We start from the raw sequence: 21417 nt of genomic DNA on the forward strand, positions 1-21417 counted from the left end.
CCAAAGTGCCTCTTCTGGCGATCTCACCCGCCGACATCATAACAATGGGTTAGCATCCCAAAACAGCTCAGGCTGACGTCTTTGCGGTAAAGGGAAACGAAGGAAAGGGAGCCGAAGCCAAAATGCCCCTTCAGGCGATTTCACCCGCCGCCAGTGCTGCACTTTACTCGACTCCCCCCGCTGTCAGGCAAACATCACCTCAGCCCAGCGCGCCAGACCAGCGGTCACTGAGGCAAAGTCATCTCCGCCAGCAATCGGTGTACCCGGCAGGGCCTGCTGCAGCGCAGCGCGCAGCAGAGGCGAACGTGCACTACCGCCCGTCAGATAGATCACTTCCGGCTTAATATGGCTGGTCGCCAGCGCCAGATATACCTGTTCCAGGATCTTCTCCAGCGGCTGGCTGATCGCGTCCTGCAGGGTTGCCACGCTGATATCGGCCTGTAAATCCGCGCTGATAAAATCCAGTGCGGCGGCGAAGTCAGGGCGGTCGGAGAGGGCGATTTTGCTCTCTTCCGCAGTACGCACCAGACGATAGCTCAGCTTTTGTTGCCAGACTTTTAACAGGTGTGCCACGGCGGCAGGATTTTCGGCATCCCGTACCAGATCGCGCAACAGTTTGCCGCAGGCGGTACTGTAAAAATCGCTTTGTGCAGGCACATCGTTGATGGCGACGGCATTCCACCAGGGCAGGGCAGGTAAGGCCGTGCCTTTTTGTGTCTTCCCGCCCGCGCCCAGCAACGGCATCAACGCTTTAAACGCCAGCATAATATCCAGGTCATTACCGCCCACGCGGCAGCCACTATGGCCCAGCAGGCTTTCCCGCCGGTCTGACAGATGACGCCACTGCGGCCCCATCAACAGCATCGAACAGTCGGTGGTTCCCCCACCGATGTCCACGACCAGCACGCGGGTTTCTTTTTCGAGTGTGGCTTCAAAGTCCAGCCCCGCCGCGACCGGCTCAAACTGAAACTCCACCTCCCGAAAGCCCGCGCGTTTAGCGGCACGCAATAAGATGCCCTGCGCCTGCGCGTTGGCCTCTTCGCTGCCCAGTCCCTGAAAGTTCACCGGGCGGCCAATTACCGCCTGTTCAATTGACTGGTCAAGCTGTGCTTCGCCCTGCTGACGAATATGCAGCATCATGGCGCACACTAAATCTTCAAAGAAGGCGATCTGCTGGGGTTTTAACCCACTCGCGCCCAGGAAGGACTTCGGCGACTTCACGAACCAGACATCTTCCGGATCGACCATATAGTGCTGAAGCGCGGTCAGACCGAACTGCACGCTATCGGAGAGAACATCGATATCTTCTTCACGGTTATAGCGCAGCGCCCGTTGCAACAGCGCCGTGCTTTCCTGGTCCGGCGTGGCAACCTGATGATGGCGATAAAGCCATTCCGTAACGGCTTCACGTGTCGGGGAGCAGATCATCGATGGCAGCAGGCGTTGACCGTTCTCCAGCGTTAACAGTCGTGGTGTGCCTTTTTCACTGACCGCAATCGAGCAGTTAGCCGTACCGTAATCGAATCCAATGAACATTTTTCGCCCCCAGGCAGGAAAAAGGGGGCGACTTTAGCGCAGCTGTAAAGGTGAGGCAAGCGGCGAGCGGCAGAATTAGCGAATCGCAAAAAGGTGATCTTCACTCAGTTTGCTGAGCGGCTGGCGCTCGGCAACCGCACTGCCCCAGACTCCGTCAACATCCAGGCTGGTAAGCGTGGTCAGAACGGCCGGCACGGAGACTGGGCCCGCAAGCAATATAATATTACGTTCATTGGTCTGGCTTTGAATAATGGAAATCAGCATTTCATCCATCAGATTATTATGCAGGTTCGCCACCAGCTCGGGGGCCAGAATCAGGCAGTCCACCACTTTACCGGTTAACTGATTAAACGCATCCAGGTTACGGCCAAACTGTTGCAGCACGATGCGACAGCCTGCCTGACGCAGTTTCATCAGTGTGCCCAAAAGCTGCTCGCCGCCCGATAACACGCTGGCGGCATGCAGCGCGATACCGCTGTTACTGTTCGCCAGACCGGATTCTGCAAAACGGACACAAAGTTTCTCAACGAAAACCGGATTATAAAGCGCGTTAACATCCACGGGCAAAATTAAAGCAATGCCTTTTTGGCTCATAGCCGCAATGCGATGACGGAAAAAAGCCTCAACGATATTGTCTTCCAGCCGCTGTTTCAGCGCCGCGTCAGTCAGGTTGTTACGCAGCAGATGTTCATCCACCAGCAGTCCTTCCCGGGTAAACAACTGCACTTCAATCAACCAGACGCTGGCTGAGTGCGGCTTACCTGGCGGTGCGACAGCCCAGACCTGGAGTTCCACCTGCAAGGCATCCAGGGTTGCCTGATCCAGCGAATGGTGGCTGCCGGTCAGGGCCAGCGGATGCTGTTCGTACACCATGTAGCGCCCGCGGCCGCTGCGTTTAGCGTTGTAACAGGCAATATCGGCCTGGGACAACACATCACTGCTTTGACAATTATTTGGTGAAATTTGTGTCATGCCTGCGCTGGCCCCAACCTGATAGGCCCGGCCCAGCCATTCAAAACAATAGTCGTTGACTGCACGCACGATACGCTGCACCACATCACGGGCCTGGTCCACCAGACATTCAGGCATGAGCACGGCAAATTCATCCCCGCCAAGACGGGCGAGAAAGTCGGTGCTGCGCAGGTGGTGACGCATTAAATCGGAAAGTTCGCTCAGCAGTGCATCCCCGGCGGCGTGCCCGGCGCTGTCGTTAACCGCTTTGAATTTATCCAGGTCAATAAACACCAGTACATGCTGATGTTGATGTTCAGCGGCATCGGACAGCAGTCGCTTCAGTTGCAACTCAAAACTGGCGCGATTGGGCAGGCGGGTTAACGTATCGTGCAGCGCGCTGTAGCTCAATCGTTTCATGACTTTACGTGATTCACTCACATCCTGAATGACCATCACCGCGCCGCGTTCGGTTCCCGATTCCGATTTCAGCGGTGTTATCGTGTAATGGATATCAATATGCTCACCATTCAGGGTGTGAAGCACCCACTCTTCCGACAGATAGGGCGCAGTCTTTTCAGAATGCGTGGGGTTGATCATCAGATTTTCCACGGGCGCGCCGTGACGGCCATGGGTGATGTGAAGCAGTTCACTTACCGGTCTGCCGACCGCGGCTTCCTGTGACCAGCCAGTCATTTTTTCAGCCACCGGATTCATGAAGGTGACGCGCATGGCCTGATCCGTACTGATGACGGCCTCGCCGATGGAATCGAGCGTAATCATCATGCGCTCTTTTTCCTGAAACAGGGCTTCGTTCAGGTTACGCAGCGGCGTAATGTCCTGTGCAACGCCCAGTATGCGCTCGATCCGGCCTTCCTGACTGAGTAAACGATTCGCCTGAGAACGTATCCAGTAATGTCCTTCTTCGCGCATCACGCGATACTCCATTTGAAACGCGCTGCTTTCTTCAATGGCCTGCTGTATGGTCTGCACACAAAATGCGCGATCGTCGGGATGCACCAGTTTGATCCACAAGTCGAAGCTGGGCACTTCATCCGACTGCAAACCGAACAATGTGTACATGCGTTTATCCCACAGCATTTCTCCACTGTTCATGTTCCATTCCCACACGCCAATGCCGCCCGCTTCGTTGGCCAGCGTGATACGTTCCATTAACCGCTGGTTGACCAACTCGCTCTGTTTTAATTCAGAAATATTCACAATCTGCGCAATGAAATAGAGCGGTTGTTGTTCGCTGTCCCGTACCAGCGAAACCGTCAGCCGCACCCAGACGATTTCATGGTCCTTACGGAAGTAACGCTTCTCCAGCGTGAACGACAAAATCTCGCCAGCCAGCAGCTTATCCATTTTGCCATCGTCAATACCCAGGTCGTCAGGATGCGTAATCTGCTGGAAAGTCAGGTTCTTTAATTCGTACTCGGGATAACCCAGCGTGTCGCATAATGATTTATTCACCTGAAGCCAGCGGCCTTCGGGTGAAACCAGCGCCATGCCAATAGCGGAATACTCCATGGCGTTACGAAAACGCGTTTCGCTTTCACTGATATGGCGCGTTTCATGGCGGAACGCATCCATGACCAGCGACATAATATGGCAGGGGATTAAGACCATCAGAAACGGCAGCCAACTGACAATCATGGCGTAATTCGTCGTCGTAGGCGTGACGATTATCCAGTCTAAAGAAAGCAGCAGCGCCATAAAGCTGGCGTTGAGAAAGAACAAGACAAACGCCTCCACCTTGGGCAGCCGAACAGCGCACCAGAACAGCACGACCAAAATGAAGGTAAACGGCCAGGGCAAAAAACGCAGCGACAAATAGCTGGCAATCAGCGTCAGAACGAGGCTGAAAAGTGTTTCAAACAGCGAGGTGCGCCTGAGGTAACCCTTAGGCAAGGGCCAGGAGAGCAGCAGCAGAACCGGCCCAAGCGCGAGCATGCCGATGATTTCCGAAATCACCCATGTATAAAAGAAGGCGAAAGAGGCCTGTTGTCCAACCTGTAAAACCCACAGCGCCAGTACGCCACCAATCAGTGGCGAAATCACACCGGTGGCAAAAACAAAGCGCAGCCAGTCACGCAGCGACACCAGCGGTGCCTCGCGGTTAAGCAACGCGCGCAGCAGCATGCCACCGATGCCCGCCTGCAAAAGGTTCAACAGGGCAAATTTTAAATTTGAAAGCGCAGGACCGATGACAAACGCATTGGCTGCAGCGGTGCCAATCAGGCAGGCCGCAAGGAACAACGGCAACTGACGTGATGTGCAGCGAAACACCACCACGGTCATTAAGGCGGTGGAAAACCATAAAGGCGAAATCTTGCCGCTCACTACGATCAGTTCAAGGCAGAACAAGGTCAGGACGAACGAAACCAGGCCAAGCCCGCAGGCATGAAGCCACGAATTAGGTGATTTATCTGACGAAGCCAGCGCATCAACGATCATTTATCGATCCAGCAGGGTACAAGGTATTGACATGGCAGGTGACGAGATAGCCATCCTGATTGAAGAATGCTAGCACATTTGTTGGAGAAAAAAGGGGGGAAATCATTAAATTGCGTTATTTGACCGATTGACGGGCTCGTCTGTGAGGCGAGCCCGTCTCGCCTTATTCAACGAAAAAGGTCGGCACGGGTATAGGGTTTTTCCAGGCCCGCGAGGCGGGCTGAAAAGTGCTCAAGAAACTGCTGCGTGGTGGCGATGCGTCCATGTCCCAGCAGCAGCACCGGCACCAGCAACGCGGCGGCAATCTGCGGCCAGCTAAACCCTTTTAATGCGGTTTCGCGTTGTGAAAGCAAAAAAGCGGTGCTCAGTGTAAAGCCTAACAGCAGTCCGGTCAGGACTTCGCTGAGGGAATGAGCATGGATGACGAGGCGGGAAAACCCCACCATTAAGGGGATCATATAGCCCACGCCAATGGCGAAACCGCGCCACAGGCTCGGCCAGCGTCCGGATATCAGCCAGAGCATCACGGGCCACAGGGTGGCAGACATGGCGCTGTGGCCGCTAAATCCGGTGAAGTTAAAACGGGCACTGCCAATGCCAAAGCCCAGAAAGAGAATTTTTGACAGGCTGACAACCAGCCCCGCCAGGCCAAAGGCAAAAAGCCAGTACCATACGGTGCGCCGGTTATCACTTTTCCACGGCAAAATCAGTGCAATAATCACCGCCGTGGGAATTAACAACATACTGTCACCAAAATAGGTGAGGGTCTTCCAGAGCATAGTTTTCCTTTATTTTTTTCGGGCCCCAGGCCCTTTTTGTTCAGGTTTGTAAGACCTGATACGTGCTGTGCATCGTCATGCTGTCTGAGAGGGCTAGTTTATCGATGAAATCATTCGAGTTAAAAGGGGAAAGTCTGAAAACCGGCCATGCCATTTCTCTGGCATCAAAAGACCGAAATCCCTATACTTAGCGCCAAATCACCCTCTCCGTTCAGCCCCATTAACTGGGTGCGCAGTTTGCGTACAGTTTCTGGCTCCAGTATCAGGTTTTTAAAAGTATGACTGACAAGTCCCATCAGTGCGTGATCGTTGGCATTGCAGGTGCATCCGCATCCGGTAAAAGTTTAATCGCCAGTACCCTGTATCGTGAAATTCGCGATCAGGTGGGTGATGAACACATCGGTGTTATTCCCGAAGATGCCTATTACAAAGATCAAAGTCACCTCACCATGGAAGAGAGGGTTAAGACCAATTATGACCATCCCAGCGCGATGGATCATGATTTGCTGTTACAGCATCTGCGCGCTGTCAAAGCAGGACAGGACATTGAACTGCCGGTTTACAGCTACGTTGAGCACACCCGCACGCAAGAGACGCTGCATCTCAAGCCCAAAAAAGTCATTATTCTTGAAGGCATTCTGTTGTTAACGGATGCGCGGTTACGCCAGGAACTGAATTTTTCCATTTTCGTCGATACGCCGCTGGATATTTGTCTGATGCGCCGAATGAAGCGCGACGTCAATGAACGCGGTCGCTCAATGGATTCCGTCATGAGTCAGTATCAGAAAACGGTACGCCCGATGTTTCTGCAGTTCATTGAACCGTCAAAACAGTACGCGGATATCATCGTGCCGCGCGGTGGTAAAAACCGCATCGCGATTGATATTCTGAAGGCCAAGATTAATCAGTTTTTCGAGTAGTTTACGTCTCAAAAGGCGTGACGCGAACAGGTTAAAAGCACAGATGCGCCCTGTTCGCTACACTTACTTCATGGAGTTACCGTAATGAGATTATGCGACCGCGATATTGAAGCCTGGCTCGACACCGGAAAACTGGCGATTACCCCACGGCCAACCGTGGAACATATCAATGGTGCAACAGTGGACGTGCGTTTGGGCAATCAGTTCCGGACGTTCAGCGGACATACCGCGCCGTTTATTGATTTAAGCGGCCCGAAGCACGAGGTCAGTGCTGCGCTGGATCGCGTCATGAGCGATGAGATCGTGTTGCCGGAAGGTGAGGCGTTCTTTTTGCATCCGGGCGAACTGGCGCTGGCGGTAACGCTGGAATCTGTCACGATTCCCGACGATCTGGTGGGCTGGCTCGACGGGCGTTCTTCACTTGCCCGCCTCGGGCTAATGGTTCACGTCACTGCGCACCGTATCGATCCGGGCTGGCAGGGCCGTATCGTGCTGGAGTTCTATAATTCAGGCAAACTGCCTCTGGCGTTGCGCCCTGGCATGTTGATTGGTGCGCTAAGCTTTGAACCGCTTTCCGGTCCGGCAGCGCGTCCCTATAATCGCCGTGAGAATGCAAAATATCGTGGCCAGCAGGGTGCTGATGCCAGTCGTATCGACAAAGATTAATTCATGAGGATGTGATGAGAAGAGTGATAACCACGCTGGCCATTCTACTGGTGGTGGTCGTAGCGGGATTAACGGCGTTGGTCATGCTGGTGAACCCTAACGACTTCCGTAGCTACATGGTGCAACAAGTCCAACAGCGTAGCGGTTATCAACTCACTATCGATGGCGACCTGCGCTGGCATGTGTGGCCGAAACTCAGCATTCTCGCCGGACGGATGAGCCTGACGTCACCCGGAGCGGCGCAACCGGTTGTTTCTGCCGATAACATGCGTCTGGATGTTAATCTTCTGCCGTTACTTTCCCATCAGCTCAGCGTAAGCCAGGTGATGTTAAAAAATGCCATCGTGCGGGTCACGCCAGACAGCGCCGCGCGGGCACCTGAGAACGCGCCGCGCGCGCCCCACAACAGCGAACCCACCTCGTCTGCCGGCTGGTCGTTTGACATCGACAATCTGCAGCTGTCCGACAGCCTGCTTATCTGGCAGCAGCCGGGCGGGGACGCCTTTACCTTCCGTAATCTTAATCTGGATATGGAGCAGGATCAGTCCAGAATCGCCACGATCGGCCTGACGACCCGTCTGACCCGTAACCAGCGCACCGCTGTCCTGACGCTGAAAGGGCAACTGGACAAATCACGCTATCCGCATCAGTTGAGCGGCCAGGTGGCGCAGGTCGACTATAACCTGACCGGAGCGAGCCTGCCGCCAGAGGGCATTAAAGGCACGCTGAGCTTTCAGGGCAGCTGGGACCTGGATAAAAACCGTTTTGACGTGAGCAATCTTAAGCTGACCGCCAACGACAGCGTGCTCAGCGGGCGCGCTGAAGGTGAACTTACGCCGCCGCAAAAGCTGGCGCTGGATCTTCATGCCAGCGCACTCAATATGGACAATCTGTTGTTTATCTCGACCCTGACCCAGCAGATGAGTGGACAAAACAGTCAGATTGCCCCGGCACCGGTCATCGCGGACCAGCCTGAACCGACCAATGCAGACTCCCCGCTTAACGACATTGATCTCGATTTGTCGCTGCAGGCCGATAGCGCGGTCTGGCGTGGCCTGAACCTGACCAAACTCTCCCTCAAAGCGGTTAATCAACGGGGGCTGGTAACCTTCAGTACATTATCAGGCAATGTGGGGCAGGGGAGCTTCTCTGTACCGGGCAGTATCGACATTCGTCAGCCTGTTACGCAGGTCGCTTTTACGCCGGTGCTGAACCAGATAGCTATCCAGCCTTTATTAAAAGCGCTGGCCTTGCCGCCGTCGCTGCAGGGAACCCTGAGCCTTAAAGGTGAATTGTCGGGTGAAAATCTGACGCTTGCGGATGCAAAACGCAGCTGGCAGGGCAAGGCCGATATCCAGGGGCATGATCTGAAACTGGCCCAGCTCGACTTACAGCAAATGGTGCGCAGTGCCGTGGCACGTGTCAGCGACCGTGTCAGCAGTGATTCTCAGGCGTCCGGACAGGGCATTGAGCAGGTGAGCGGACAACTGGCCATGAAAAATGGGCTGCTGACGTTAAGTCATCTCGACGGTGGAGGGAAGGCGCTGACGCTGCGCGGCGAGGGGCGTATCAATCTGGTGCAGCAACAGCTGGATGTGACGCTGGGACTGACACTGAGCGACTGGCGCGGCGACGAAAAACTGGTGGCCGCGCTGTCCGACCAGGTGATTCCGTTCCGTATTTATGGCAGTTGGGCTAATCCGCAATATACGCTGCCGGTAGATGATGTCATGCGTGACAGGCTACAGAATGAGGCAAAATCACGCCTCAATCAGTGGCTCGATCGTCAACAGGCAAAAGACAAGAACAGTACGCACCCGTAATCACCGTCGGCAGCCGGCGCTGAATTACGCTTTCAGCGCCGCACCGTCGACGTGAGGTACAATCCCTACCTTCTGAATCCGGTGCTGGTCGACCTGTAAAGTCCGTAGCCGGTATTCACCAAGCTGAATCTCTTCGCCTTCCTGCGGCACATGTTGCAGGCGATCCATCATTAAACCTGCGATCGTGTGGTAATGCTGTGTGTTTTCTCGCGGCAGCGTGACGTAAAGGGCCAAATCGTCCAGTGGCATATGGCCATTGGCAATCCAGCCGCCTGCGCCGTCAGGCTGAATGTCGTGGCGCGCCTCTGAATCGGCTTCGTTCGGCAGATTGCCCGCAATCGCCTCCATTAAATCGCTCAGCGTCACCACGCCTTCTACCGACCCGAACTCATCGACCACAAACGCAAAATGCGTCTGTGCCTGGCGGAACTGCTCCAGCGCCTGTAACACCGTTATGCGCTCGTGGAAGACCAGCGGCTGACGGATCAGGCTACGCAGATCCAGGGCATGCTGATGCAGCGACTGATGCAGCAGATCGTTAACATGGACAACACCAAGCGGTTCGTTACCGTTTTCGGTGATAACGATGCGCGTATGCTGATTGCGGTCAAGATCGGCCATAATGACGTCGGGATCGTCGCTTAAATCAATGTGCTGAACATCATGGCGCGTGGTCATAATTGTGTCGATACGACGTTGCCCCAGTCCCATCACGCTGGCAATCATCACACGTTCCTGCCGGTTAAACAGGGCAACAGACTCACCGTCAGCCAGCATAGAAGCGGTTTGCGTATCCAGCTCGGCCTGTTCCGCTTCACCACGCAGCAGCCGCAGCACGGCTTCAGCTGTGCGCTGGCGAAGGGGCCGTCCGGCTGACAACACTTTACGGCGGTTAAACTGTGCCAGCTGATTCAGGGCTTCAATGACGACGGAGAAACCGATCGCGGCATACAGATAGCCCTTGGGAATCGCAAAACCAAACCCTTCCGCCACCAGACTGAAACCAATCATCAGCAAAAAGCTCAGACACAGAATCACAATGGTCGGATGGTTGTTAACAAAGCGCGTCAGCGGTTTACTGGCTAACAACATCAGTAAAATGGCGATAGTGACCGCCGCCATCATGATCGGCAGATCGTTGACCATCCCGACGGCGGTAATCACCGCATCCAGAGAAAAAATGGCATCCAGCACGACAATTTGTGCCACGACGGGCCAGAATTTAGCGCCGCCCTTTTGTTGAGTGTCCTCCGCATCGCTGCCTTCAAGTCGTGTGTTAAGTTCGGTGGTCGCTTTGAACAGCAAAAACAGCCCCCCGCACAACAACAACAGATCACGCGCACTAAAGGCATGATGCGCGAAGGTGAATAAAGGTTGAGTCAGCGTTACCAGCCAGGAAAGCGAGGCTAACAGCAGCAGGCGACAAACCAGCGCCATGAGCAGACCAATAATGCGCGCGCGGTCGCGCAACGCCGCAGGCAGTTTCTCCACCAGGATAGCGATAAACACAAGGTTATCAATACCCAGCACCAGCTCCAGAACGATTAGCGTTACTAAACCTGCCCACAATGAGGGATCGGTCATTACCTCCAGCATGCGTTATTCACCTGAATGTCTAAAAATAAGCTTTGTCTGATGATAGTGGACAGACGGCGTCGGGACAAATAGCGGAATGACAGGCGCTTTACGCTTTATTTAGACACAGGCCACTTTAATTACAGGCGAATTAATGGACGAAATGATTAATGCGGGAAGGACTGTAAGGGATAAAGGTTGCAGATTAATGTCACTACACTCGCCATTCAGAGGAATTTCTTATGCGATTAATCCTGGTGCCAACATGGAATAATTCTGATTTTTTTCTTCCCTGGCACCCAAAATGAGCGGCTTCAATACTTATTACTGGTAGTCTTTTTCCTAAAATAGTCCGGTGATGGCGGGGTCCACTTGTAAACAGGCCAGTAATAACTAGTATAGCAACGAGTTAGTTAACGCCTGCGTCTGAACCTGTAATTTGCGCAATCATCCGTCAGGGTAAGCAGCGGAATGTAAACGCATTCGGCAAGGGATGCGTTGTGCGCCTTCATTTGTGGCGCAGGGAGAACCCGAGGCTATCAAGGCGGTATTGGCACCGACAGCCAAGGGCGGTAGCGTGCCTGACTTGCCGCTGTGGTTTGATATTTAATCAGTCCTGTGTGGGTAAAGTCAGAGTAATCTGTTGGTATTGAGTACGGGATTATTGTTTTCATAGTCAATGACAATGGCGTAAATGCCGCAGGAGCTCCCCTCAGAAACGCTTCAGGCTCAACATCATTACTGTTCTCTTCAGGGTCTGGTCGTGGTGGGTTAAGGAAATAAAATAAAGAGTTAAATATGCGCGATAACCATTTTACGTTTAAAAGTCTTATCACCAAATTATTATTGGCTTGTTCTGATTTAATATGTTTCAACGCGGCATTATTTATCGCGATGATGCTAATTAATTTGACATCTCCGTCTCTTTTATCGGATATGTCTGACCGGGAATTAAATTTAAAAATTGCTACCCACATTTGCCTGTCAGTAATTTGCGTGGGCTGGTTCTGGGTCAGACTGCGTCATTACACCTATCGCAAACCTTTCTGGTTCGAATTAAAAGAAATTTTTCGTACCATTCTTATTTTTTCCGTTATTGAACTGTCAATCACGGCACTGTCTCAGTGGCAGATGTCCCGTTTTGTCTGGCTGCTGACCTGGCTTATCACGCTGGTGATTATTCCTGTCTGTCGCTCCGTTTTTAAACGCGTCTTAAATAATTATGGCCTGTGGAAAAAACAGACCATCATTATCGGCAGCAGTAAAAATGCCCAGGAAGCGTGGGAAGCGCTGCAAAGTGAAGAAGTCATGGGATTCGATGTCATTGCCTTCTACGACGTTGATGGGACCTGCCCTCAGGACGTCATGTCGGGCGTTCCTGTTCTGCGCGACGAACAGGACGTATGGAAGCTGACCAATGCGGACACCCAGTTCATCGTGGCGGTGGAATTCGAGCAAAGCCAGTACCGTGATATGTGGCTGAAATCACTGGCTATGCACAACTGTCGCTCCGTTTCTGTCATTCCGACGCTGCGCGGCGTACCGCTGTACGGTACCGATATGGCCTACATCTTCAGCCATGAAGTCATGATCCTGCGCGTGCAGAATAACCTGGCTAAGCGTACGTCACGCTTCCTGAAGCGCGTGTTCGATATTGTCGGCGCACTGTCTATCATCGTCATGCTGCTCCCCGCGCTGCTGGTGCTGGGTTTTCTGGTCGGCCGGGATGGCGGTCCACCGATTTATGGTCATGAGCGCGTGGGCATGAATGGCCGTAAATTCAAATGCCTGAAATTCCGTTCGATGGTGATCAACTCCAAAGAAGTGCTTGAGGAAGTGCTGCGTACCGATCCGGTCGCCCGTGCTGAGTGGGATAAAGATTTCAAACTTAAAAACGATCCACGCATTACCAAAGTCGGCCACTTCATTCGTAAAACCAGCCTGGATGAGCTGCCGCAACTGTGGAACGTCGTTCGGGGTGATATGAGTCTGGTAGGACCGCGTCCTGTCATCGAAGACGAGCTGGCACGCTACGCCGGTGACGTGGATTACTACCTGATGGCCAAACCCGGCATGACCGGACTGTGGCAGGTCAGTGGTCGTAACGACGTAGATTATGAAACGCGCGTCTATTTCGATTCCTGGTACGTGAAAAACTGGTCGTTGTGGAACGATATCGCCATTTTGTTCAAAACCGTCGGTGTCGTGCTTAAGCGTGATGGTGCTTATTAACCGCAGGAAAAAGGTGCCAGCCTCTCTCTGACAGCACACGACAGGGGAGCGGGTTGGTACATTTTTCTAAAAAAAAGCGGTACGGCATTGATAAACAGCAATGTTCTGCTTTGCTTTATTTCTTTCTGGGTAAAGCGCGTGATCGGTAAAAGACAGGAGCTAAGAATAATGAACGACATGTTCAGTGCCTGAGTCAGGATAGTTTACTTTTTTTGAGCGCTTACACAGCGGCGTACTTGCCTCTATCAAACATTAACTGATAGCGAAGATCTAAATGATTACAATGAAAATGAAGATGATACCTGTTTTGGTATCTGCCACGTTTATGGCCGGCTGTACCGTCGTGCCGGGGCAAAATTTATCCACTTCGGGAAAAGATGTCATTGAGCAGCAGGACAACAACTTTGACATCGACAAGTACGTTAACGTGTATCCGTTAACGCCGAGCCTGGTGGAAAGAATGCGTCCTAAGCCACTGGTAGCACAAGCCAACCCGTCACTGCAAAATGAGATTCAGAACTATGAATACCGTATCGGCATTGGTGATGTGCTCACCGTGACCGTATGGGATCACCCTGAACTCACCACGCCCGCTGGTCAGTACCGCAGTGCAAGCGACACCGGTAACTGGGTCCATTCAGATGGCACCATTTTCTACCCTTATATTGGTCGGGTCCGTGTCGCAGGCCGGACCGTAGGGGAAGTGCGTAATGAGATCGCGCGTCGCCTGGCACAGTACATCGAAAGTCCTCAGGTTGACGTCAGCATTGCTTCCTTTAAGTCACAGAAAACTTACGTAACCGGTGCGGTGACCACCTCAGGTCAACAGCCTATTACCAACGTTCCGCTTACTATCCTGGACGCAATTAACGCCGCGGGCGGACTGGCTGCGGACGCCGACTGGCGCAACGTGGTTCTGACGCATAATGGCCGCGAACAGCGCGTGTCATTGCAGGCGTTGATGCAGAATGGCGATCTGAGCCAAAACCATCTGCTTTATCCGGGCGACATTCTGTATGTGCCGCGCAACGACGATCTGAAAGTCTTCGTTATGGGTGAAGTGAAACAGCAGGCCACCCTGAAGATGGATCGCAGTGGCATGACGCTGGCGGAAGCGCTGGGCAATGCGGCGGGCATGGATCAGACCACGTCGGATGCGACCGGTGTCTTTGTTATCCGTCCGACACGCGGCACAGACCGCAACAAGATCGCCAATATTTACCAGTTGAACACCAAAGATGCTGCATCGATGGTGATGGGTACCGAATTCCAACTCGAACCTTACGATATCGTCTACGTGACCTCGACGCCGCTGACGCGTTGGAACCGCGTGATATCGCAGTTGATACCAACCATAGCCGGTGTTAACGATGCGACGCAGGCCGCACAACGCATCCGCAACTGGTCGAACTAAGGTTTCGCCATGATTAAGTCTGTGTTAGTCGTCTGCGTAGGCAACATCTGCCGCTCTCCTACCGGAGAGCGCCTGTTCAAACGTGCGCTGCCGCAACTCTCTGTCGCCTCAGCTGGTCTGGGTGCCCTCGTCGGGCACGCGGCGGATAAAACCGCCTCTGAAGTCGCGGCCGATAACGGGTTGTCACTGGAAGGGCACGAGGCCCAACAGTTAACGGCCAACCTGTGTCGGGAATATGACCTGATTCTGGTGATGGAAAAGCGCCACATTGAACAGGTTAACCGCATTGACCCGGCAGCGCGTGGCAAAACGATGCTGCTTGGGCACTGGCTCGATCAGAAGGAAATTGCGGATCCGTACAGAAAAAGCCGTGAGGCCTTTGAAGAGGTTTACGGGTTACTGGAACACGCCACTCAGAAATGGGTCAGCGTTTTAAGCCGATAGTTGGGATTATCCATGAATAGTAAAAATAAAGTCATGACCGCGCCACGCGAGGAATCGAATGGATGGGATCTGGCACACCTTGTGGGACAGCTGATTGATCACCGGTGGGTGATCGTCGCTGTGACCGCTTTTTTCATGCTGGTGGCAACCCTTTACACCCTGTTTGCAACACCCATTTACAGCGCCGATGCGATGGTTCAGGTTGAGCAAAAGAACACCAGCACCGTTCTGAATGAACTGCAAACGCTGATGCCGACCACGCCTGCTTCTGACACTGAGATTCAGATTCTGGAATCACGCATGGTGCTGGGCAAAACCGTTCAGGACCTCGGTCTGGACGCGGTGGTCTCACAGAACTATTTCCCGGTTATCGGTAAAGGTCTGTCGCGCCTGATGGGCAATAAACCGGGCGAGGTCGCGGTTTCCCGTCTGGAGATCCCACGCACTATCGACAAACGCAGCGTTAAGCTGGAAGTGACCGGAAAAGACAGCTACACCGTTTCGGCTGACGGGGATGAGCTGTTTAAAGGAAAAGTCGGGCAGTTTGAAAAACACGGTGATGTCAGCATGCTGGTCAGCGATATCAATGCTGAACCCGGCACCACATTTACCGTCACCAAACTGAATGAGTTGCAGGCGATTAACAGCATCCTGTCTAACCTGACCGTCGCGGATAAAGGAAAAGATACTGGCGTGCTGGGCCTGCAGTATGTGGGTGAAGACCCGGATCAGATCAGTAAGGTGCTGAACCAGATCGTCAACAACTACCTGTTGCAGAACGTTCAGCGTAAATCTGAGCAGGCGGAGAAAAGCCTGGAGTTCCTGAAAACGCAACTGCCTGAAGTCCGTGCCAAACTGGATCAGGCTGAAGATAAGCTGAACGCCTTCCGCCGCGCGAATGAATCCGTTGACCTCTCACTGGAAGCGAAATCGGCACTGGATTCTTCCGTCAGCGTACAGAGCCAGCTTAACGAGCTGACCTTCCGTGAAGCCGAAGTGTCGCAGCTGTTTACCAAAGATCACCCGACCTATCGTGCGCTGCTTGAGAAGCGTAAAACGCTGGAAGATGAGCAGGCTGAGTTAAACAAGAAAATTGCGCAGATGCCGAAAACCCAGCAAGAGATTCTGCGTCTGACCCGCGATGTGCAGTCAGGCCAGGAAATCTACATGCAGCTGCTTAACCGTCAGCAAGAGCTGAGCATCAGCAAGGCCAGTACCGTGGGTGATGTTCGCATCATCGACCAGGCGGCCACCGCTAACGCACCGGTAGCACCGAAGAAGCTGTTGATTATCGCCGCCAGCTTTATCCTGGGCCTGATGGTTTCCGTGGGCGTGGTTCTGCTTAAAGCCCTGTTGCATCACGGCATCGAAAATCCAGAACAGCTGGAAGAGCTGGGCATGAACGTCTATGCCAGCGTACCGCTCTCCGACTGGCAGCGTAAGAAAGACACCGAGGCGCTGGCACGTCGTGGTCACAAGGTGAAAACCGATCCGCATGACACGCTGCTGGCGCTGGGTAATCCGACCGATCTGTCCATTGAAGCGATTCGTAGCCTGCGTACCAGCCTGCACTTCGCCATGATGGAGGCGAAAAACAACATCCTGATGATTACCGGAGCCAGCCCGGGCATTGGTAAAACCTTTATCTGTGTCAACCTGGCGACGCTGGTGGCTAAAGCCGGTCAGAAAGTGCTGTTTATCGACGGTGATATGCGCCGGGGTTATACCCACGAACTGCTGGGTGCCGATAACAAATCCGGGCTGTCAAACGTCCTGTCCGGCAAAACGGAGTTTAGCCCGGCCATGATTCAGCAGGGCGCGTACGGGTTTGATTTCCTGCCACGTGGTCAGGTGCCGCCGAACCCGTCGGAGCTGTTAATGCATCGCCGTATGAGTGAACTGCTGGACTGGGCAAGCAAAAACTACGATCTGGTCCTGATTGATACACCGCCGATTCTGGCCGTTACCGACGCGTCCATTATCGGCAAACTGGCCGGTACGTCGCTGATGGTGGCGCGTTTCGAAACTAACACCACGAAAGAAGTGGATGTCAGCTTCAAACGCTTTGCCCAGAACGGTATCGAAATTAAAGGGGTGATTCTGAACGCCGTGGTACGCAAAGCCGCTAACTCTTATGGTTACGGCTACGACTACTACGACTACGAATACGGTAAACCCACGAAAAGCTAAGCGCTAAGTGAGAAGGGGCGGGTTTCACCGCCCCTTTTGATCGCTGGCTTGCGATGACGACACGCAACGATTTGCACAGATGATTCTGGATAGAACGCACAATAAGCGACGATCTCACGTCAATCATCAGAATTCATCATCAACATGCCCTGGTCTTTCACGCAGACCCGCTGAGACAGCCGCCTGGAAGGGCTTCAGCGCTGGCCACTGTTGGCATGTGAACTTGTGGATTTAAGGAATCACACCATGGCTCCATATTGGTCAATATCAGGTTTTTTGCTGCTGCTTTCGCTGTTCGAAATCCTGGTTAAAAAAGACGAACGCACAAATTACGCTTTAACCTGGCTGCTCTGTATTGCTGCCATGATTTTGATTGTTTTCGGCGGTATTCGCGGTCTGGGCACCGGCATGGATGACTTTCAGTACCGGAGTTTCTTCGAGGACTTCGTACGACGCATTCAGATTAACGGCTTTTTTAATACCGTCGCTTTTTTCCGTTACGAACCGCTGATTTTCGCCATGGCCTGGCTGACCAGCCTGTTTTCGCACAATGCCAGCGTCTTTCTGTTTGTGTTTTGTGCCATTGCAGTTTCCATAAATACCTACTTCTTTAAGAAGATGTCACCCTATCCGGTGCTGGCGCTGGCGCTGTATTCCGCGCACATCTTTATTAACAAAGACATAAACCAGATTCGCTTTGGCCTGAGCTCCGCGCTGTTCCTGGGTGTGCTGTGGTCCATTTACCTCAAGCGTTACTGGTGGGCATTTACCTTTTTTATTCTGTCCTTTATGAGCCACAACACCGCCGTTATGGTGGTGACGCTGGTGCCGTTCCTGTTTATTCGTGACTGGCGCTGGTGGCCGGTAGTTATCATTCTCTTCAGTCTGCCGCTCTCCGTTGTCGGCGGTTCCAGCTTTATCGCGCTGATTGCCGGTCATTTGGGGTCACTGGGTGAAAGGGCATCGGGCTATAACAACGACCCGTCCTACGCAATGGATGGCAGTATCCTGTCAGTCTCGAACCTGAAAAACATTATGCTGGTGTTTATCTTTTTCTATTTCATGCTGACGGAAGAGCTGAAGCGCGAAAATTACGCCCAGTACCGTCTTAACTATCTGCTGATTTTAAGTTTTGCTATCGGCGGGGCGATCAGGATCTTCCTGTACAACTTCCCGTCGGGTTCACGTCTGTCCAACTATTTGCAACAGGTCGAGCCGATTATTCTGACCTCGCTCATCTTTCAGGCCAGGCGCGTCTGGAAGCCCGCACTGTTTGGCATGCTGGTTTTCTTCCTGCTCTATTACCTCTACTACAACACCATCTCCACCAAACAGGCGGTTGTCGGCTACGAAGTGGCGCAGGAGTTTTGGTTGACTCGCTAATCAACCCGGCGATCGTCCTGCCGTGAAAGGCGTCACGCAGGGGCGGTTGCCAGTCAGAACACAGGTTTTTCTTCGACCTTTGTCGATTGAATTGTTTATTTTTGAACTATTTTAATGAGGTGCTGGCAATGAAGGACATTCGTTTCTCCATCGTAATTCCGGCTTATAACGCGTCAGAATCGATTGTCACGACGCTGGATTGCGTTAAAGCACAGACGTATCGTCATTTCGAGGTCATCATCGTTGATGACAAATCGGCGGATGCCGCCGCGCTCGCCGAGGTGGTTCGCAGCGAGCGTTACCAGGACCTGGACATCAACCTGGTGTTGTCAGAGGTCAAGCTGAATGGCGCAGGTGCGCGTAACAAAGGCATTGAACTGGCCACGGGCGACTATGTCAGCTTCCTGGATGCCGACGATGAATGGCACGCCGATAAGCTACTGCAGGTCACAAAAAAAATTGCCGAACTTGAGGCGCAGGGCAAAGACAAGACCATTATCTTCAGCCAGGTGAATATCTATCAGGACGGCGCGTTCCTGAAAGTCATGCCAATGCAGCCGCCTGCTGAAAATGAAACGGTGGCGGAATATCTGTTCGGTTGTTATGGCTTCATTCAAACCAGCACGATTGTGCTGAAGCGTGAAGATGCCGCCAAAATTCAGTTCGATGCGCGCTTTATTCGCCATCAGGATTATGACTTCTGTATCCGTGCCGATCGGATGGGTTACCGGTTCGAGATGATTGACGCGCCGCTGGCGAACTATCATCTGGTGACCTCGTTCGGTTCAAAGCACAAAGGGGAATCGGTCAAGTACTCCCTGTTCTGGCTGGATACCATGAAGCCGCACCTTACCGCGCGTGATATTCACACCTATAAAGCCTTTAAGCTGCCGCTGCGCTACAAAATGGATGGCAACGCCCTGATGGCGAGCGTGAGTTTTGCCCGCTATTTCTTGCTCACTAATAAAGACAATCGCACCTACTTTCTCAACCGCGTGAAAGACAAGCTGAAAGCGCGTTTTGGCGGTGAAAAGGCACTTTCCTGATTCTCTTAAATGTTGTGACGTTTCTGTGCTGCCGGAAGCCTCTCCCGGTTGCTCCGTCTTTTTATTTATTCAGGTATGAAAATGACTAATCACTCTGGTACCGTTGGCATCGTGATGCCTATGTATAATGCCCGCCAGACGGTATTACGCGCCGTGCAGTCCGTGTTAAATCAAACCTATCAGGACTGGCACCTCTATCTGATCAACGATAAATCCACCGATGACTCCCTCGCCTGGGTAACAGAACAGTGCCAGGATCCGCGTATTACGATTCTGGACAATGCCGTGAACATGGGCGCAGCCGAAACCCGCAATGTCGGCTTGCGCGCGGCCAAAGAAGAGATCATTGCTTTTCTGGACAGCGATGATGAATGGCACAGTGATAAACTGCGTCAGCAGATGCAGGCGATAGCCGATGGGGATAATCTGGTTATTACCGAATATCATTATAAAACCCGCAAAGCTGACCACGATATCCGCTACTCGAAGCCGTATTTACAGCAGGACAACTTCGTAAAAAAACAGTACCGTGTCTGCTTCTCTTCCGTGTGCTTTCGCCGTCCACCAGGCGGTATTTTTTTCCAGCGCAAAGGTCATGAAGACTTCCTTTTCCTCTACGAACTGTTTAGCCGTTATAAACAGGCCAGGATAATTCAGACAATTCTGGTGAATTATTATGAGCTGGGCGATTCTCTGTCGCGTAATAAAAATAAAGCCGCGAAATGGCACCTCGAACTATTAAGAATTATCTATAAAAACAATCCGTTAAAAATCTATTACTATTACGCCTGGTATATGGTGAACGGTGTGCTTTTTAGCCTGAAACACCGTTAAGCCGATCGGCAGGATTGTCTGTAAACTTTGAGGTAGATAACGTTTCATGAAAAAAATCGTCCTGGTGATCAAAGACGCTTACTCGTATGCCGGCACCGAGAATATCTGTAACTTTATGTCGGAATGCCTCGGTGATGAGCACGACGTCACCATTTACTCGCTGGAAGGGCTCGGTCAGCCGTTTTACCCGTTTGAAAAGGTTAAGCGCATCGTCAGCTTTGAAGGGGAAAGTAACCCGATTAAAAGTGCGGTGGCACGTATCCAGCAGGAAGGCTTTGATACCGTGTTTTTGATCAGCATGGGCCGCCTGAGCGTGATGTTTGCGTTCTGGAATCTGATGACGTTTAAAAAGAAACGTTTCAAAGCCTATGCCTGTGAGCACGTGGCCATCAACTCCTTTAGCAAGCCCATTAAATTCCTCAAATTCCTGCTTCTGCGCTACTACGACCGCGTGATTGTGTTGACGGATAAAGATCATCAGGTCTTTCAGCGCTGGCACATTCCCAGCCAGACCATCCCCAACCCGGTCGTATACAAAGCCTGGCAACGCACCTCGCGTCATCGCCAGGCGCTGGCAGTCGGCCGTCTGGACAATCAAAAGGGTTTTGACCTGCTACTGGATATCTGGCGCGACTTTGCCAAAGCCCATCCAGACTGGACCCTGGTCATTGCCGGTGACGGCGAGCTGCGCCAGCAGTTGCACGATCAGGCTGCTGTGCTGGGCATCACCTCCAGCGTGAAGTTCGTCGGCAAAGTCAGCAACATCAACGACTACTATCGCGACAGCGATATGGCGCTGATGACCTCGCGTTATGAAGGTTTACCGCTGGTTTTGCTGGAAGCCAAATCGTGGTCGTTGCCGGTGGTGGCGTATGACTGCCCGACGGGTCCTCAGGAGATCATCAATCACGGTGAAGACGGCTTCCTGGTGCCAATGAACAAGAAAAGCGAATTTCTGGCGCGGATGGAGCAACTGGCGAGCGATGATGCCTTGTTCTACGCCATGAGCGAAAAAACCCAACACACTGCGCTGAGATTTGACGGCAAGCAGATTAAACAAAGCTGGCTGGCGCTGGTGTAAACGGGCTGGAGATGCTCATTTTTGCTGTGCCTCATGGGACACCTTTTATGGCTGAGTTTACGGCCTTCATGACGACGGGATTT

15 protein-coding genes are annotated in these 21417 nt (G+C 52.7%); 11 read left to right on the forward strand and 4 right to left on the reverse strand.

Annotated elements, in window-relative coordinates:
* Positions 1-183: 183 nt before the first annotated feature.
* The 3 genes from yegD to C1N58_RS04725 all read right to left on the reverse strand — a co-directional run bounded on the left by yegD (position 184) and on the right by C1N58_RS04725 (position 5726).
* On the reverse strand, positions 184-1536 hold the full coding sequence (gene yegD / locus C1N58_RS04715; RefSeq protein ID WP_054633467.1) for a molecular chaperone: 1353 nt from the start codon (positions 1534-1536) through the stop codon (positions 184-186).
* Positions 1537-1611: 75 nt separating this feature from the next.
* Complete coding sequence (locus C1N58_RS04720; protein ID WP_054633468.1) at positions 1612-4947, reverse strand: diguanylate cyclase; 3336 nt, start codon at positions 4945-4947, stop codon at positions 1612-1614.
* A gap of 167 nt (positions 4948-5114) precedes the next feature.
* Positions 5115-5726 carry a phosphatase PAP2 family protein gene (locus C1N58_RS04725; RefSeq protein WP_006119881.1) on the reverse strand — a complete coding sequence of 204 codons (612 nt, stop codon included), beginning with the start codon at positions 5724-5726 and terminating at the stop codon, positions 5115-5117.
* Positions 5727-6004: 278 nt separating this feature from the next.
* Here C1N58_RS04725 and udk point away from each other — a divergent pair, with 278 nt between their 5' ends.
* The 3 genes from udk (at position 6005) to asmA (ending at position 9135) form a co-directional block, all read left to right on the forward strand.
* Positions 6005-6646 carry a uridine kinase gene (gene udk / locus C1N58_RS04730; RefSeq protein ID WP_006119880.1) on the forward strand — a complete coding sequence of 214 codons (642 nt, stop codon included), beginning with the start codon at positions 6005-6007 and terminating at the stop codon, positions 6644-6646.
* Between the two features lie 84 nt (positions 6647-6730).
* Positions 6731-7312, forward strand: a complete 582-nt coding sequence (gene dcd / locus C1N58_RS04735; RefSeq protein WP_006119878.1) for a dCTP deaminase — start codon at positions 6731-6733, stop codon at positions 7310-7312.
* Positions 7313-7326: 14 nt separating this feature from the next.
* Entirely contained in the window at positions 7327-9135 is a 1809-nt protein-coding gene (gene asmA, locus C1N58_RS04740) for an outer membrane assembly protein AsmA (protein ID WP_394564638.1), read from the forward strand.
* Positions 9136-9159: 24 nt separating this feature from the next.
* Here asmA and C1N58_RS04745 read toward each other — a convergent pair whose 3' ends face one another.
* Positions 9160-10731, reverse strand: coding sequence for a TerC family protein (locus C1N58_RS04745; RefSeq protein WP_058708407.1), 1572 nt, complete (start codon positions 10729-10731; stop codon positions 9160-9162).
* Positions 10732-11508: 777 nt separating this feature from the next.
* Here C1N58_RS04745 and wbaP point away from each other — a divergent pair.
* The 8 genes from wbaP to C1N58_RS04785 all read left to right on the forward strand — a co-directional run bounded on the left by wbaP (position 11509) and on the right by C1N58_RS04785 (position 21334).
* Positions 11509-12942 carry an undecaprenyl-phosphate galactose phosphotransferase WbaP gene (gene wbaP / locus C1N58_RS04750; RefSeq protein ID WP_039338133.1) on the forward strand — a complete coding sequence of 478 codons (1434 nt, stop codon included), beginning with the start codon at positions 11509-11511 and terminating at the stop codon, positions 12940-12942.
* Between the two features lie 274 nt (positions 12943-13216).
* On the forward strand, positions 13217-14356 hold the full coding sequence (locus C1N58_RS04755; protein ID WP_033740498.1) for a polysaccharide export protein: 1140 nt from the start codon (positions 13217-13219) through the stop codon (positions 14354-14356).
* A gap of 9 nt (positions 14357-14365) precedes the next feature.
* Positions 14366-14800: an arsenate reductase/protein-tyrosine-phosphatase family protein gene (locus C1N58_RS04760; protein WP_054633472.1), complete on the forward strand. Its 435-nt coding sequence runs from the start codon at positions 14366-14368 to the stop codon at positions 14798-14800.
* A gap of 12 nt (positions 14801-14812) precedes the next feature.
* Positions 14813-16990 carry a tyrosine-protein kinase Wzc gene (gene wzc / locus C1N58_RS04765; RefSeq protein ID WP_033740496.1) on the forward strand — a complete coding sequence of 726 codons (2178 nt, stop codon included), beginning with the start codon at positions 14813-14815 and terminating at the stop codon, positions 16988-16990.
* Positions 16991-17236: 246 nt separating this feature from the next.
* A complete protein-coding gene (locus C1N58_RS04770; RefSeq protein ID WP_006119869.1) occupies positions 17237-18373 on the forward strand; it encodes an EpsG family protein in 1137 nt (378 codons plus the stop codon).
* A 128-nt stretch (positions 18374-18501) separates the two neighbouring features.
* Positions 18502-19419, forward strand: a complete 918-nt coding sequence (locus C1N58_RS04775) for a glycosyltransferase family 2 protein (protein ID WP_033740494.1) — start codon at positions 18502-18504, stop codon at positions 19417-19419.
* Positions 19420-19500: 81 nt separating this feature from the next.
* Positions 19501-20253, forward strand: coding sequence for a glycosyltransferase family 2 protein (locus C1N58_RS04780; RefSeq protein WP_006119867.1), 753 nt, complete (start codon positions 19501-19503; stop codon positions 20251-20253).
* Between the two features lie 46 nt (positions 20254-20299).
* Positions 20300-21334: a glycosyltransferase family 4 protein gene (locus C1N58_RS04785; RefSeq protein WP_394564639.1), complete on the forward strand. Its 1035-nt coding sequence runs from the start codon at positions 20300-20302 to the stop codon at positions 21332-21334.
* Positions 21335-21417: the final 83 nt, after the last annotated feature.

It is taken from the genome of Pantoea sp. SGAir0180, from assembly GCF_043546245.1.